Annotated in this window: 14 protein-coding genes and 4 pseudogenes; 7 read left to right on the plus strand and 11 right to left on the minus strand. The window is 52.5% G+C overall.

Annotated features, from left to right (window positions below):
• Positions 1-2 precede the first annotated feature (2 nt).
• The 8 genes and pseudogenes from CKL79_RS23510 to CKL79_RS16975 form a co-directional block, all read right to left on the minus strand.
• The gene (locus CKL79_RS23510) at positions 3-665 is read right to left on the minus strand and encodes a cytochrome P450 (RefSeq protein WP_205879125.1); all 663 of its coding nucleotides are present in this window, start codon (positions 663-665) and stop codon (positions 3-5) included.
• Positions 666-729: 64 nt separating this feature from the next.
• The gene (locus CKL79_RS23515) at positions 730-1,263 is read right to left on the minus strand and encodes a hypothetical protein (protein WP_205879126.1); all 534 of its coding nucleotides are present in this window, start codon (positions 1,261-1,263) and stop codon (positions 730-732) included.
• Positions 1,264-1,402: 139 nt separating this feature from the next.
• On the minus strand, positions 1,403-1,918 hold the full coding sequence (locus CKL79_RS16950) for a BON domain-containing protein (RefSeq protein ID WP_141242226.1): 516 nt from the start codon (positions 1,916-1,918) through the stop codon (positions 1,403-1,405).
• Positions 1,919-1,943: 25 nt separating this feature from the next.
• Positions 1,944-2,321 carry a 4a-hydroxytetrahydrobiopterin dehydratase gene (locus CKL79_RS16955; RefSeq protein WP_121970762.1) on the minus strand — a complete coding sequence of 126 codons (378 nt, stop codon included), beginning with the start codon at positions 2,319-2,321 and terminating at the stop codon, positions 1,944-1,946.
• A 210-nt stretch (positions 2,322-2,531) separates the two neighbouring features.
• Positions 2,532-2,807, minus strand: coding sequence for a gamma-glutamyltransferase (locus CKL79_RS16960; RefSeq protein WP_240518925.1), 276 nt, complete (start codon positions 2,805-2,807; stop codon positions 2,532-2,534).
• A 56-nt stretch (positions 2,808-2,863) separates the two neighbouring features.
• Positions 2,864-3,250, minus strand: a pseudogene (locus CKL79_RS23520) (gamma-glutamyltransferase); the annotation flags it as partial.
• A 66-nt stretch (positions 3,251-3,316) separates the two neighbouring features.
• Positions 3,317-4,471, minus strand: coding sequence for a 7,8-didemethyl-8-hydroxy-5-deazariboflavin synthase subunit CofH (gene cofH / locus CKL79_RS16970; protein WP_121970765.1), 1,155 nt, complete (start codon positions 4,469-4,471; stop codon positions 3,317-3,319).
• A gap of 50 nt (positions 4,472-4,521) precedes the next feature.
• The gene (locus tag CKL79_RS16975) at positions 4,522-5,001 is read right to left on the minus strand and encodes a gamma-glutamylcyclotransferase (protein ID WP_170944092.1); all 480 of its coding nucleotides are present in this window, start codon (positions 4,999-5,001) and stop codon (positions 4,522-4,524) included.
• A 102-nt stretch (positions 5,002-5,103) separates the two neighbouring features.
• Here CKL79_RS16975 and leuS point away from each other — a divergent pair, with 102 nt between their 5' ends.
• The 6 genes and pseudogenes from leuS to CKL79_RS17005 all read left to right on the plus strand — a co-directional run bounded on the left by leuS (position 5,104) and on the right by CKL79_RS17005 (position 11,224).
• On the plus strand, positions 5,104-7,704 hold the full coding sequence (gene leuS, locus CKL79_RS16980) for a leucine--tRNA ligase (RefSeq protein WP_121970767.1): 2,601 nt from the start codon (positions 5,104-5,106) through the stop codon (positions 7,702-7,704).
• A gap of 210 nt (positions 7,705-7,914) precedes the next feature.
• Positions 7,915-8,673: a response regulator transcription factor gene (locus tag CKL79_RS16985; protein WP_121970768.1), complete on the plus strand. Its 759-nt coding sequence runs from the start codon at positions 7,915-7,917 to the stop codon at positions 8,671-8,673.
• 43 nt (positions 8,674-8,716) lie between these two features.
• A pseudogene (locus tag CKL79_RS16990) lies at positions 8,717-9,099 on the plus strand (Uma2 family endonuclease); the annotation flags it as partial.
• Positions 9,065-9,588 (plus strand): annotated as a pseudogene (locus CKL79_RS16995) (transposase); the annotation flags it as partial. The pseudogenes CKL79_RS16990 and CKL79_RS16995, both read left to right, overlap by 35 nt.
• Positions 9,589-9,887: 299 nt before the next feature.
• Positions 9,888-10,502, plus strand: coding sequence for a TMEM165/GDT1 family protein (locus CKL79_RS17000; protein WP_121970775.1), 615 nt, complete (start codon positions 9,888-9,890; stop codon positions 10,500-10,502).
• Positions 10,502-11,224, plus strand: coding sequence for a cytochrome b/b6 domain-containing protein (locus tag CKL79_RS17005; RefSeq protein WP_121970769.1), 723 nt, complete (start codon positions 10,502-10,504; stop codon positions 11,222-11,224). Before CKL79_RS17000 ends, CKL79_RS17005 begins: the two co-directional genes overlap by 1 nt.
• A gap of 200 nt (positions 11,225-11,424) precedes the next feature.
• Here CKL79_RS17005 and CKL79_RS17010 read toward each other — a convergent pair.
• Both CKL79_RS17010 and CKL79_RS17015 read right to left on the minus strand, forming a co-directional pair.
• A pseudogene (locus CKL79_RS17010) lies at positions 11,425-11,667 on the minus strand (Uma2 family endonuclease); the annotation flags it as partial.
• A gap of 7 nt (positions 11,668-11,674) precedes the next feature.
• On the minus strand, positions 11,675-12,058 hold the full coding sequence (locus CKL79_RS17015) for a hypothetical protein (protein WP_121970770.1): 384 nt from the start codon (positions 12,056-12,058) through the stop codon (positions 11,675-11,677).
• 119 nt (positions 12,059-12,177) lie between these two features.
• Here CKL79_RS17015 and CKL79_RS17020 point away from each other — a divergent pair, with 119 nt between their 5' ends.
• Positions 12,178-12,567, plus strand: coding sequence for an MgtC/SapB family protein (locus tag CKL79_RS17020; RefSeq protein ID WP_205879127.1), 390 nt, complete (start codon positions 12,178-12,180; stop codon positions 12,565-12,567).
• 116 nt (positions 12,568-12,683) lie between these two features.
• Here CKL79_RS17020 and CKL79_RS17025 read toward each other — a convergent pair whose 3' ends face one another.
• Positions 12,684-12,869, minus strand: coding sequence for a hypothetical protein (locus tag CKL79_RS17025; RefSeq protein WP_205879128.1), 186 nt, complete (start codon positions 12,867-12,869; stop codon positions 12,684-12,686).
• Between the last annotated feature and the right edge of the window lie 387 nt (positions 12,870-13,256).

The raw sequence follows: 13,256 nt of genomic DNA on the forward strand, positions 1-13,256 counted from the left end.
AATCACACTGGCGATACTGCTTTGACAACATCGCTAATGATGAAGCGGCTCTCAGGTACTGTAGGCATCTGTGACAAGCTCACGCTCAGGTCTTGTGGCGGCACTTCATAGGTAATAGAGCGGGTCAAAAACACTAATGTCTTCATCATCAGCACAATGGTGATCCACTCGCCGGGGCAGCGATGGTTGAGATAAAAGTCACCGCCTCCCTGTGGAATTAGGCTGAAGGGACTGTCTTCCCAGTGACGAAATCGCTCCGGCTGAAACGTATCAGGATCTTCCCACGCCCGTGCATCGTGGTTGGTGCCATAGAGATCTAATAAAACTCTCCTACCGGCAGGAAAGTGAAAATCCTGCCAGTCGAAAGCCTGTTTTACCCGAGCTGCGGCAAATGGAAAAAACGGATAAAATCGCCGGACTTCTTGGGTAAATAGCTCCCGGTCATCGTTGTTGCCATCGCGCAGCTGCTGCCGATATTCTGGGTGCTCGTGCAGGGCTAGGGCAGCGAAGGTCGCGTATCGGGCGATCGCCACTGTCGGCCTGAGCACGTTGATAATTTCGACAGCCGCAATTTTCTTGTCCATCAGGTTGCCGTCCAAATCACGGTGCTGAGAAATCGCCTGTAGCGCCGTGACTGGATCGCTCTCAGGGGGATGCGATCGCACCTTTTCTACCAGAGTTTGAATCCAGCTTTCTGTGCGCTGACGAGCCCGTCTGCCCTGCCAGTGCTTAGGGCCGATTAGACCCCGAGCTGTCGATCATCGCGGCCAAATCCTGCGCTCTTTGCGCCACCTCTGCTGCCTCAAGCGGCACCCCTGCCCAGGCGCACACCGCGCGACAAAAAACCGTTCGAGCCTCCGGGAAAAAGGTCACCCGCTCCATCGTTTCCCACTGTTTTGCGGCGGCTTGACACTGTTCGTCTAGCAGTTTTGCCAGGTCTTCAATCCGCTCGGGGCTCATTAAAGCCATAAGCATCTGCTTGCGATGCCGATGAGCCCGGCCGTCTAACCCCTGCACACCGCCCTCGCCGAACAGCGTTTTTTGAGCCCTTTTCGGCGCTGCCCCCTGACGGGTAAATTTTTCAACGTCGTAAAAAATGCGAGCGGCATCGGCTCCTCTCAGGCAGATAGTTTTTTCAAACAGTAGCCGGGTTTGAAAGACATCAGACTGATGGCACTGACAACCTTGAGAGATAAACTGATAGCCGTTGAATGCTAGGGCCAGCGTGCTATCTGGCGCAAAATCGGTGGGAATTTGTGACATGAAAACATCTGTCAAGGGGACTCATTAAAGCAATGGGTTAAAGCAATGGGCTGACGCGCCTGCTCAATAGGCACGCCCCCCCAGCTACAACCATAGAAGCTGAGGGAGCGTTCATAAAGGGAGGGGTCAGGTCGCTCGTTTACTGGGTCGTCTGCGTATCGTTGTCGCTTAGACCCAGATTGAAGGCAACTTCGTGAACGCCTGCTATTTCCTTGACGGACTCGACGATGTTTTCAGCGGTCGCCCGATCTTCTACCTTGCCAGATAGCCGCACTGAACCATTAGAAACCGCAGCTACTATCGTGTCTTCTAGCTGAGGTTCAATTTCATCCAAAATCTCTTGATCGCTAGGCTGATTGCGTACTGTTTTATCAGAGTATTCAATGCCCGAGTAGTGACCACCAGTGGGGTCAAGCTTTAACTTTTCCTCAAAGGCTTGCTGCTCCTGATTAATAGCGCTGTCTGAGGTGCCAAGGGCGGCGAGCGGGCCAACTGCAGACGCCGACTGACTACTCGCAAAGAAGAGAACGATGCCGAGGGCGATCGCACCTGTGAGTCTCTTAGCGCTAAAGTTTCTCAGTACCGTCATCCGTTGACTGCAGGCAGTCATCGCTAAAACCCCTGCCAACAGCGTTAGTCCAAACACAACATTCATAAAATCGGTCTCCTTAGTTGAAAATTTAAAGCTCAACAGGCTCAATAGCCCGGATCAAACTTGCCAGCTGATAGGCTCGGTCTGTTTTTGCGGCCATCACAAAGTCATTTCTATGCAGCCATTGGACGGCCTGAGTCCACCAGGTGACCGTCACTTTACCCCACTCAACAGTCACTGCTGGGTAGTGGTGCTCCTGCTCTGCTATTTTGCTAATATGTTCGGCAAAAGCCAGTGCTCTCTGAAAATCTGGAAAGTCGTAGGAGCGCTCCAGATGAGGCACACTGGCCTGGTACACAATGCGCCAGTTAGGCACCTCTGCCCTCAGTGTTCTGAGTTCTTCAAAGGTAGCCTGACTCTTTTCGTCAATGTAGGGCACACACGTTTGCTCAACTAATGCCGTCATCGTTTTTACCTGATTGTTGCTTACCTGAGGGGTGGCAAAGCCTCAATCTAAAATTAGATTCTGGCACCTGTTCCGCCATCTCTCTAAGGTTGCAGGTCAACCTCAGAGAAAACAAAACTTATTAATATATCTTTCTTCGCGTGGATAGGGCTGCTCACTGTAAACTTTTTTAACTTTTATCTTTGAGCGCAAACTCTCTCAGCGGCCTGTTTACTGCAAAGTCATCGCGCTGCCACCGCCTCTGCGTACTGGTTCGGCAACCGCTGTTAGCCTGCCGTCGGGGGTGACTGAGATGCCAGTAGCCGCGCCAATCTCTGCCACTGGCTCTAAGAGGTGTTCTGTAGATAGCTTTTGGCCCAGCGGTGTCTGCTTAAACCCCTGGTCTACCTGAGTGATACCGCTGTTGCGCTGGGAGAGGCGCGGCGCGGCGCTCGCCTCTGCCAAATCCATCTTAAAATCCACCACATTTACCGCAATACCCAGCACAGTCGTGATAATTGTCGAGCCACCCGGCGACCCAAACGCTAAAGCAGTGCCATCTGGGGCAAAGGCTCTCCCGTGGTGCTATCCGGATCGCGAAAGAGATCGGGCATGACGGCTGCGGGGGCTTCTTCCCGGCCATCCAGGGTGACAACGGTATCGGTATCGGGCTGATAGATCACCATGAATCCGCCGCCGCCGATGCCCGCAGAAAAAGGCTCTACGACGCCTAGCGCTGCTGCAGTAGCGATCGCTGCATCTACCGCGTTACCGCCAGTTTTTAATATATCTATGCCGATCTGCGTGGCCCGAGCATCGACGCTGGCCACTGCGCCCCCAGTGCCAGTAGCAACGTAGCCGGTTTGTGACTGAGCAGGCAGATGCCAGGGGAAAGCAATCGCCGCGACCAAGCAAAATCCCAAACAGGCAATCAGCAGTCGGCGGTTCATAGGGGCCCTCAGCTTTGACTGGGATTTGACTGAAATCTGGGAATTTGGAATTTGGGAGATAAAAGGCTAAGGGCAGACCGGCATCTGCGCGGCTGTTTTCACTTCGCCGTATAGCGTGTCTCTTTGTTTTGCAGGCCGGTTGAGCGTGGCGATCGCCCCCATCAGATCCGCCTCAGACTGACAGGTGCCGCCGGTTGCCCCCGCCATTGAAGTGATATGCTCTTCCATGAGGGTGCCGCCAATGTCATTACAGCCCCATCGCAGCGCCTCGGTCGCCCCGGCTAGCCCTAGCTTCACCCAGCTTGGCTGATGGTTGACAATCCAATTGCCCAAAAAGATTCTCGCCACCGCCGTCAGCAGCAGCGCATCGGCCAGCACCGGCTGATCGCGCCCTACCCGGCGACGCAGAGACTTGGGCGCTTCTTGGCCGACGAACGGTAGCAAGATGAATTCGGAAATGCCCGAATAGCCTGCGGCAAGAGATTTTTGTTGGAGCGATCGCAACAGCTCTAAATGCTTCACCTGCTGTTCGACCGTCTCAATATGACCCGAGAGCATCGTACTGGTCGTCGGCAACCCAATCTTATGAGCTAGTCCTACAATCTCCAGCCATTCTGCCGCTGTTGTTTTTTCTGGGCAAAGTATCCGCCGCACGCTGTCATCGAGCACTTCTGCCGCTGTTCCTGGCAGTGACCCGACGCCGACCTCTCGCAGTGCCACCAGTACCGCCTCCAGGCTCAGCCCATCTTCTCTGGCAATAAACTGCACCTCCTGCGGAGAGAAAGCGTGAACATGCAGCCGGGGGGATGCCGTCTTAATGGTCTCTACGAGCTTGCAGTAATAGGCCAGGGAAGTGCCGTTAATCTTCGCCTCAGGGTTTAGCCCGCCCTGCATACAGACTTCTGTTGCCCCTAGTGTCGCCGCCTCTGTTGCCTTTTCTAAAATGCCGCTCCAGTCTACCCAGTAAGCTCCGGGCTGATTTGCATCCCGACGGAATGCGCAAAAGCTACAGTGTTGCTCGCAGATATTGGTGTAGTTAATATTGCGGTTGAGCACATAGGTCACCGTCTCGCCTACCTGCCGCCTTCTGAGTGCGTCTGCTGTCGCTCGGATGGCCTCCCTCTCCGCTGGCTCTCTGACCTGTAGCAGCGCTATGCCCTCTGCTACAGAAATATCTTTTCCTAAAAGCGATCGCTCTAAAATCTGTTCAATCACTGACATTTGCCACACAATACCTATTCACCATCCTACTAGATGGCAACTCAGCCTGTTTAGCTAGCTTCGGTGTCGGCCCCAGTGTCGGTAAATTTGGCAGAGAGGCGCGATCGCCAGTCACCGCCCGGCAGATAAACGCCGCCCTGTTTGCACACCTGCTCAGCGCTCATCTGATAGACCCAGGCCATTTGCAATGTTTCGTACTCAGGGGTAAATATTTGTGCCTGGCGGCGCTGATAGTCGCCATCGGGGGTAACGGCATCGCTCACATAGCCTTCCAACGCATCCAAACGTCGCAAAATATCTTCACAAGTAGCCGCGCTTTGGCAAAACTCCAGCAGATAGCCTTTTACCCAGTCATGCCCAGCAGTCATTGCCGGATAGCCCATCTGGGGAAAGTCATAGAGCTGGCCTCGCACCGCAGCGGGGATGGCGTTAGTCAGATAGTTGCCACAATACTCGCGATGGTAGCGACCGCCCGGCATCAGCGTGCCGTAAACAAAAACCCGCAGCTCATCTGGTTCAAAGCTGTCCATACCCCTCTCAAATTTCATCATCTAAATATCTATGGCGCATATCTAAACTTCAATTCGCCCACTAAAATATATAGTTTGAACCAGCAAGGGAATACGAAAGGCGTGGAATTGCGATATAGCCCAGCAGAAATTGAAGCAAAATGGCAGGCATATTGGGCCAAAAACGGCGTAGATAAAACCCCCGACGCAGACGATGGCGCTAAAAAATTCTACGCCCTGTCGATGTTCCCCTACCCTTCCGGCGACCTGCACATGGGGCATGTGCGCAACTACACCATCACCGATGTGATCGCCCGAGTCCGCCGGATGCAGGGCTACCGCGTGCTTCACCCGATGGGCTGGGATGCCTTTGGCCTGCCTGCTGAAAATGCCGCCATTAAGCGCGGCGTCCCCCCCGCCGAATGGACGCTCAAAAATATTGCCCAAATGCGTGAGCAGCTCAAAAGCCTGGGGCTCTCTTACGACTGGGACCGGGAAGTCGCCACCTGCTTGCCTAACTACTACCACTGGACTCAGTGGATCTTCTTGCAGTTTTTTGATGCGGGCCTCGCCTACCAAAAAGAAGCGGCAGTCAACTGGGACCCGATTGATCAGACCGTACTCGCCAATGAACAGGTAGATAGTGAGGGCCGCTCCTGGCGCTCAGGCGCGAAAGTGGAGCGCAAGCTGCTGCGCCAGTGGTTCTTCAAAATCACCGCCTACGCCGAACAGCTCCTGACTGACTTAGATAAGCTGCCCGGCTGGCCAGAGCGGGTAAAAACCATGCAGGCCAACTGGATTGGCAAATCCACAGGCGCTCAGGTCACTTTTAAAACTGAATCAGATGATGAGCTGGTGATCTACACCACTCGCCCCGACACCCTCTGGGGCGCGACCTTTATGGTGCTTTCTCCCGAGCATCCGCTGATGGAAAAGCTCACGACAAAACCACAGTCTAAAGCCGTAGAAGCCTATCAGGAGGCTGCTGCCAACCTCAGCACGATTGATAGGACGGCGGAAGGCCGAGAAAAAACCGGCGTCTGGACGGGCAGCTACGCCATTAATCCGGTCAATGGCGAAAAAATCCCGATCTGGACAGCCGACTACGTGATGATGGATTACGGCACGGGCGCAATTATGGCGGTGCCTGCTCACGACCAGCGAGATTTTGCATTTGCCCGTAAGTTTGAGTTGCCGATCAAAGCGGTGATTCAGCCAGAAGGCGAGTCGCTGGGCGCAGAGGCCATGGATGTAGCCTACGCGGGGGCTGGGGTGATGGTTCACTCTGGGCCTTTGGACGGTGTGATGGCTGGGAAAGGAGAAGGGGAGAGTGTGGAAGGGGCGATCGCCTACCTGGAAAAAAACAATCTTGGTCAAGGCACTACTAACTACCGGCTGCGCGACTGGCTCGTCTCTCGTCAGCGCTACTGGGGAGCCCCGATCCCGATTATCCACTGCTCCCACTGCGGCACCGTCCCCGTGCCTACCGCAGATCTGCCGGTTAAGCTGCCCGACGATGTCGAGTTCACCGGCAAAGGCGCGTCGCCCCTGTCAAAAATGGCCGACTGGGTAAACGTACCCTGCCCCAACTGCCAGGCCGACGCCAAACGCGAAACCGATACCATGGACACCTTTCTTGACTCGTCCTGGTACTTTTTGCGCTACGCCGATGCCAATAATCCAGAAGCTGCCTTTACCCCCGATCGAGTGAATGACTGGCTGCCGGTTGACCAGTACGTCGGCGGTATTGAGCACGCTATTTTGCATTTGCTCTACTCGCGCTTTTTTACCAAAGTCCTTAGAGATCGCGGATTTTTGAACTTCGATGAGCCTTTTCAGCGGCTGCTCACTCAGGGCATGGTGCAGGCCATCACCTACAAAAATACTGAAGGCCAATTCTTTGTTCCAGCAGATATCGCTGATTTAGATAGTCCTACCGATCCTGAAACCGGCGACGCGCTACAGGTGTCTTACGAAAAGATGTCTAAGTCTAAGTTCAACGGCGTTCCTCCCGCCGAAGTGCTGGCAAAATACGGGGCTGACACCGCTCGCATGTTCATCCTCTTCAAATCGCCACCCGAAAAAGATCTGGAGTGGGACGACGCGGATGTGGAAGGGCAGTATCGCTTTCTCAACCGGGTTTGGCGTGCCGTGATGGAGTTTGCGCAGTCTGACGGTGTCAGCGCTCTTAAAGCAATTGACGGTATTCAACAAAGCGATCTCAGCAAGGCCGACAAAGCCCTGCGCCGCGCCACCCACACCGCCATCAAAGAAATCACTGAAGACATTGAAGGCGACTATCAGTTCAATACAGCCGTTTCTGAGCTGATGAAGCTTAGCAATGCCATTAACGAAGCTGCCGATAAAACGTCGCCTGCTTTTGCCGAGAGCATTTGCACATTGGTTCGCTTGATTGCGCCATTTGCGCCTCACATTGCCGAAGAGCTGTGGTCCTATTTGGGATCTGACCCAGGCGAAGGCTCCGTTCACCAGCAGCCCTGGCCTCAGCTAGACCCGGCTGCGCTAGTCGCCGATGAAATCACGCTAGTCATTCAGATCATGGGCAAAACCCGGGGTACCTTGCAAGTCCCGGCTGGGGCTGACAAAGCCGCGTTAGAGACATACGCCCGCGAGTCAGAAATCGCCCAGCGCTATCTAGCGGGTAAAGAGATTAAAAAAGTAATCGTCGTCCCCGGCAAACTGGTCAACTTCGTAGCTGTGTAACCTATTCAAAATAATCCTTCAGAGCAGCCAGGCATCTTTTTATACCTGCTGGAGTCATAAGCACTGTGATAAACCGGGTATGGAGTAACTTTAGATACTAATTTTCGCCAATAGAGGTATGAAAGCTTACAGAAATGTTTAGCAGGATGCGTATCGAAACCTGAGATATTCCTGGTAGAATTTCGGTGAAGACATATAGGATTCCTCCGCATGGGTTCCCTAACCACAGCGCCCGCCCCTACAGACGTTCGGATCGGGCTCGGTAAGGTTTTACTGGTAGAAGACGAAGCCCTGATTCGCGAAACCGTTGCGCTGTCCCTGGCCGACGAAGGATTTGAAGTATTAGTTGCCGATAACGGTCAGCGGGCTTTAGAGATGCTGCTTGGCGCTCCTGATCGGGGTAAGAGTGCGATCGCTGACATTAGCCTGGTCATTTTAGACCTGATGCTGCCCGGCATGAACGGCCTGGATCTGTGCCGTCTTGTCCGCCACCAGGGTATGGACATGCCAATCTTAATTCTGAGCGCTAAGGGCACTGAAACTGACCGGGTGGTTGGCCTCGAAGTCGGCGCGGATGACTATTTGACCAAGCCTTTTGGCATGAGAGAGCTGATTGCCCGCTGCCGGGCTTTGCTCAGACGCTATCAGTCGAAGGCCAAGCAAGACGATAAATCGGTGATGAAGTTTGAAGACATCGCTCTGCACACCGACGAGTGCCGCGTCTTTTTGGCAGGTGGGGAAATCAATCTTTCACCCAAAGAATTCAAGATCTTAGAGCTGCTGATCAGTCAGCCCAAGCGAGTATGGTCTCGCGATCAGATCATCGATCAGGTTTGGGGCTACGACTTTATGGGCGACAACAAGACGGTAGATGTTCACATCCGCTGGCTGCGCGAAAAGCTAGAAGAAAACCCTAGCCACCCAGAGTATCTCAAAACCGTTCGCGGCTTTGGCTATCGTTTGGGTTAAGGGCATCAGCTAGACTTCGATAGAATAGACAGCAAGAGTCGTAACGACGATGAACTATCCTCACATCCAGAAGGGCGCAGAGCCGGACAATGCTACTACATTCAAAATCAGCCTTTGGTCAAAGGCCGTAACGTAGACTTTGCTATCGATCCGCCGCCTGATCTGGTCGTGGAAGTGGATATTACTCATACAGATATTCGCAAAAATCAGTTTTATGCCAGCTTAGGTGTGCCTGAGTTTTGGCGATTTAACGGAAAAGTGTGGCGAATCTATCAGTTGCAGGCTGGCGTTTATGTAGAAGTCGGGAGTAGCCCAACGTTTCCTACTGTAGAGAAAGCTCAGCTTTACAGCTTTCTAGAGGCTGCTAAAGAGGACGAAATCGAGGCTGTCGCACGGAATTATGTACGTCGTGGTTCAAGGCTGTAAATGGCGCGACCTGCCTGGCGACTTGCCGCCTTGGTCAACGGTATACGCTTACTTTCGCAACTGGCGCAATGATGGCACCTGGCTAGCTATTCATGACCGCTTGCGCAGTTGGGAGAGAGTCAGTCGCGGTCGCCAGGAAAGCCCATCTGAGGCGATTGTTGACTCTCAAAGCGTGCCAACCGCGACGATGGTGCATGAGGCGGTGGGCTACGACGTAGCCAAACAGACCAAACGCTGGGATTAGTGCTGCGAGTTGTCGTCACGGCTGCGAGTATGCCTGAACGGGCAGGCGGCAAACAAGTGCTCACTCGTGTCCATCAGATGGGTAAAGCGGTGTCTCGGCTGTCGCTGATTTGGGCTGATGGGGGCTATAGCGGCCAGCCTTTCTTAAGATGGGTGATGGATAGCTTCCGATGGATTGTTCAAGTTGTGCTCAGACCCAAACAGGCGAAAGGATTCACGCTACTCAAAAAGCGCTGGGTGGTGGATGTGATTCATTAGAGATCAGGTATGCTCTTGACGGCTAAGCTATGTTAATATCTTAAACAACGAAGGGGAGTAGCTTTAAGACTCTCTAGTATCTCCTAAGGTGATATTTTCTATAGCGTCCTTTGTCTGAGTCAACATACTGGCGATGAGCCTGGTTCAGACGGTAAATTAGAAGCACTTTAAATCAGTCTTCTAGTTTGCAAGCAAGACCTTCACTAAGTCCACGGTTAAGTGGGCCTGGTGAAGTGTGCTCAAACCTCCATCATGCCTGCCCATCCGACACGTTGCTAGAGCAGAGCATGAGTTTATTCAATGGATTTACAGCTGGGTTGTTACTGATTACGCTATCAGAACTCGGCGACAAAACTTTTTTTATTGCTGCTATCCTCGCGATGCGTCATCCCAGACGTTGGGTCTTTGTCGGGGCAACTGCCGCACTGTTTACGATGACCGTGTTATCTGTACTGATTGGGCAGGTCGCAGCAATATTTCCGCAGCAGTATGTCAATGGCATCGCCGCTGCGTTGTTTATTGGCTTCGGGCTAAAGCTGCTTTACGATGCGCTGAAAATGTCTGGCAATAAAGGCCTTGCTCATGAGCAAGCAGATGCCTATAAAGCCGTTGAGCAAAGAGAACAGGGCGTTATTGCATGGTCGATTAGAGCAGTAGTGATAGAAGCCTTTACGCTAACTTTTATCGGGGAATGGGGCGATCGCACCCAGATTGCCACCATTACACTAGCTGCGGCTAACAATCCTTTAGGCGTCATCATCGGCGCTACGCTAGGCCATGCTATTTGTGCGGCTATTGCGGTTGTCTGTGGCAAGCTGCTGGTCGGACGCATTTCAGAGCGTCTATTGATTAGCGTAGGTGGAGTCTTGTTTATTATCTTTGGGGTCGTGACTATATCATGATGAAACCGAGTCAACCTTATCAACCCCTGCTGCTCCGTATTCTGCATGGTTTCACAGGCATCTGTTTAATCCTAGCAATTCTGACGGCCTTCTGGACGTACAACACCTATGATGGCCGCTGGGGGCAAGTGCCTTTACCCGAGTACAAAGAGATTGAAGGTATTCATGGAACGTTTGGGCTGTACACTCTGTTGATTTTTCCAGCGTTTGTGCATTACGCTTTTCAGCGGGGCCAGCGGCGTCTTGTACAGCCGGATTCTTTTACAAAGTTGGTACAGGTGGGGCAACCAATTTGGTGGTATACGTTAAATCGTTTCACCAATACATTAGCGCTTTTGGCTTTAACCTTTGCGCTTTTCAGCGGCAAGATGATGGATGAAACTTGGTTGCCTAAAGGGGATCTGGATCATATTTGGTACTATGGTCATCTTATTTCTTGGGTCGTAATGGTGGCGGTAATCGCCCTTCATCTGCTGATGAACGCGCGGATCGGCGGCACACCCTTGCTACTGTCTATGTGGAACCCAAAGTTTCGGGCCAAAGATACCCCCCAACTTTGGCCGAAGAACGTTCTAATTGGGTGGCAAAAAACCAGGCGACGTTCTTGGCTTAAAAAGTTTTATGCACTAGCCGAGCTGCCTCAGTTAGAATTGGCAATTTTGGGCACTCTTTTCCTCGCTTGGGCTATTTCGCTGCTGAAGGAATTTGCTCTAGCAGGCTAAAAATCTCGTTGAACGTATTCCGAAATGCTCCCACCAAGAGCGATCGCACCGCCTGATTTCGACAGTTACGCTTCAATGACTTCAGCGGCTCAAGAGGCTGTACTACTCAAGTTCTAAGATCTACACCCCTAGCATATCAATGCTTCTAGACCGATGTGGGGAGAATTACAGGTATCTCGGTCAGGGGTCACAATCGTTTACCCGATCCTGTACTGCTGTTGCTGATAGTCGTCTCCTTGCAATTGGCAGACCGTGAAAGTAGGCTGCTTTGGCTTACCAATGAAAGCCGTTCCGCCCAGCCCGCGAAAGTCGGCAATCCAATATTCCAGAATGCCGAGCAGGGCGTATTCTTCCAGCTTTCGGGCGTAGTCGGTTTCCCAGTTCGTGCTGACGACTTCGGCGACTAGCTTGACGGAGCGTCCTAGCATAATCACAGGTTCGCGCGCCTTCCTAATCTGCCTTTTTCTCCTGATATTCAGAGATACTTTCATAGACAGTATCTGGAAATGTGAGATCTTGATAGACGTTGCAGGCGTCCGGATCTGCTGAATTGGGGCAAATGGTAAAGTCTTGCTGGCTTTGATACTCCAAAATAGTATCGCGGTTAGGCGGGCTATAGCCCTTGCTGGTGACCTGTTGATAGAGCGATCGCGCTTCTTCTTCGCTAAAGTCTTTGTCTTTTTTCAGCTCGCCAACAATCTCATCTTCATCGGCAAAGTACTGAGCAATCATCGTAAAAACAAGTCTGCCATAGTGCCCAATGTCTGTGCCGTCTTCCAGAGCATCTAAAAGATGCGCCATCATATTACTGGTGCGTAGGTCTGCTACTGCCATAGTGGATTAAGTCATATTGAGTTTCTATCTGTTTATAGGATGCCTGTACTATTTTATGCTCTATCAAAAGGCAGTTTGCGGACAGGCCGCGTCCACATCATGAGGTTGAAAAGAGGGCAATGACTGAGTTGACAGGACTGGTGCCGATGGGGCTAGGTGACCTGACGCTGCGCTTGGGCTGTGCGCTGTTAGCGAGCTTCGTGATTGGCTGGGAGCGTGAGACTAAAGAAAAAGCGGCAGGGCTGAGAACCAATCTGCTCGTTGGGCTGGGATCGGCGCTGGTGATTTTGGTGCCGATACAGGTAGGTGCAGTAGCGCAGTCGGTGGATACGTTGGGGCGATCGCTCCAGGGCGTGATGACTGGCGTAGGTTTTGTTGGCGGCGGCGCGGTAATGCAAAAAGATCGGGTAAAAGGGTTAACTTCGGCGGCGGCGCTATGGGATCGGCGGCGCTTGGTATTGCAGCGGCCTGCGGACAGTGGCAGCTCAGCGTCATGGGAGCCCTGGTAGCCTGGTTTGTCCTCAGAGTCGTTAACCAGGTAGAGAAGACGGTTTCCCGGCGACCCTGAGAGTCAAAAATCTTTTCAGCGCTGGCTAAACTCGCGAGTAGAATCTGCCTAAAAGCATCAGTTGAGTTGGGCGCGAAATCGGCTGATGCTAATGCCTAATAGCAACACGGCGAAGACGGTGAGGGCAGCGATTTCTGGGAGCAGGATGCCGATGCCAACCCCTTTGAAGATGAGGCTGCGGGCGATGGTGACGTAGTGCCGTAAGGGGTCGAAGAAGGAGAGAACACGGAAGAATTTTGGCATGCTTTCGATGGGGGACTAGGCATCAGCCTGAGAAGGCTATAGACTAGCGTTTGGGCGTGCTGAAGCATGGTTTTAGTGACCGTCTTCTGTTTTTTATTACGCCCTTTTTTTAGATTTTGGCCCGCAGCGCAACCCCTAATGAGAATGGTGCAAGATCTGAGCCCCTCACGAACAGCACTGCTGGCTATTCGATAAACCTGAAAGAAACACAATTGTCGCCATGGGGACGACAATCGAGGCTTTTCAAGGTTGATTAGTTTGTGTTTCTAAGCTCGACTTTATCCATTTGGCCAAATAGGAAAGCAGCAAGCACAATAGATTTGTCATAACCGGCTGGCTGCGAAATGGAAATACTAGAAGCGTTGGGACGATTTGCGCCACTATTCT

It is taken from the genome of Leptolyngbya sp. BC1307 (genome assembly GCF_002286735.1).
Taxonomy (GTDB): domain Bacteria; phylum Cyanobacteriota; class Cyanobacteriia; order Phormidesmidales; family Phormidesmidaceae; genus Phormidesmis.